The organism is Bradyrhizobium sp. Mp27, from assembly GCF_029953005.1.
Taxonomy (GTDB): domain Bacteria; phylum Pseudomonadota; class Alphaproteobacteria; order Rhizobiales; family Xanthobacteraceae; genus Bradyrhizobium; species Bradyrhizobium barranii.
Window position 1 is genome coordinate 1 of sequence record NZ_JASAUS010000444.1, and the last position, 1,900, is coordinate 1,900.

The following is a 1,900-nucleotide window of genomic DNA, read 5'->3' on the forward strand; positions in this document are numbered from 1 at the left end:
CTACGCCCTCCCGACGCAACGACAAAATCGTAAAGCCCCGCGTTCAGCATAACCCGGCAGGAATCCACTTAAATCCAGCGGGGCGCTGTCCAAACAACCGGGGCCAGCTCTCAAAACTCCCAAAGAGTCATAGATGACTGTGCTTTTGCTTACTAATGCTGAGAGACAAGCGAAATCGGAGGGCGCTCGTTCGAGTCGCCACGGCGTTGGACCTAAATGATGATAGCTCTTCGCGCAATCATGGCCCTTAATTGGGTTTCAGCAGCTCAATCGGTAGGGCGTTCCAGTTAGGTGGTATCTGCCCAAGAATATTGCGAACGAAGAAGTCCAGAAGCTTGAGCTCGCTATAATTGCCGGGCGCTCCGTGATCTGCACTGGGTACCACAAGCATGTCGAAGTATTTTCCTGCCTTGATGAGCCGATCAGCCATCTGGAAGGTAGAGGACGGATCGACATTGCGGTCCATTTCGCCGACAACGAGCATCAACTTACCCTGTAGTCTGTGGGCGTTGTCGATGGCGGAGGACAGCGAATATTCGATACCAACCGGCCAACCCATCCACTGTTCATTCCACCATATCTTGTCCATCCGGTTGTCGTAACAGCCGCTGTTAGCCACCGCCACCTTGTAAAAATCAGAATGGAAGAGCAGCGCGCTCACCGCGTTCTGCCCGCCGGCGGACCCGCCAAAAATGCCGACGTTCGAAATATCGTACCATGAATACTTCGCGCTCGCCGCCTTATGCCATAGAATCCGATCGGGAAAGCCGGCGTCCTTTAAATTCTTTCAGGCAATGTCGTGGAACGCGCGCGAGCGATTGTTCGTACCCATTCCATCGATCTGAACGACGATAAACCCCATTTGGGTGAGCGGCTCAACCAAGGCCGAGAACGACTTCGGAACGAAAGAACCCGTAGGGCCGGCATAGATGTTTTCCACCACCGGGTATCTCTTGTTTCGATCGAAGTTGAGGGGCTTGTGAATAACCCCCCATATATCGGTCTCGCCGTCCCGGCCCTTGGCATGGAAGCTGAGGGGCGGCTGCCAGCCGGAGGCGATGAGTTCCGAGATATCGGCGCTCTCAACCTGCATCAGCTCGGCATTATCACTGGCGCGATACAGCACCAAGCGCGGCGGGACATCGATGCGTGACCACAGGTCGACATAGTAGCGGCCGTTAGGCGAAAACTCAATGTGATGGTTGGCCGGTTCAGGAGTGAGCGCGGTCAGTCCGTTCCCATCGAAGTCGACACGGTAAGCATGGACAAAATAGGGATCTTCCCCTTTGTCCCTCCCGCTCGCACCAAACCAAATCTGGCGCTTGACCGGATCGACGTAGTAGACCGCGCGAACCACCCAATCTCCTCTAGTGATCTGGTTTTTGAGCTCGCCGGTTCGGCCATCTAAGAGGTACAGATGCTCGTATCCATCGCGCTCGGACGCCCAGATGATCTCCTTTCCGTCCTCAACGTCGTAGCGGAAGAACTTTCCAGTTTTCTGCTGGTCCATCACCAGAGGCTGGTAATCGATGAAGGTAATGCTGCGCTCATCAATCAGAGAGCGCACCTTACCCGCAGCAGCTTCCACCTCGACAAGTCGATAGAGTTGGTGCCCGCGCTGATTATACTCGAAGGTGAACCCGCGACCATCCTTCCACCACTTGATCGGCGAAAGGTGGTAGGGATTTGGAAAGGAAGCATTGTCGATTTCAATCTTGCTCTGCATGATGATGTCAAACAGCACCGGCTGGAGCAGCGGCAAGGCATCACCCGGCTTCGGATACGTCATCGTCCCCGTGGGTCGGTCAAAATCCCCCGGGTATGGTCACTTGAAACTCCCCCACCTGATGATCGCCGTCAGCGCCGCTGAACAGCAGTAGCCGGTCAGGCAGGACGTTTA

1 pseudogene is annotated in these 1,900 nt (G+C 55.2%); it reads right to left on the reverse strand.

Annotated elements, in window-relative coordinates:
• Positions 1-247 precede the first annotated feature (247 nt).
• Positions 248-1,792, reverse strand: a pseudogene (locus tag QJT78_RS50780) (prolyl oligopeptidase family serine peptidase); the annotation flags it as partial.
• Between the last annotated feature and the right edge of the window lie 108 nt (positions 1,793-1,900).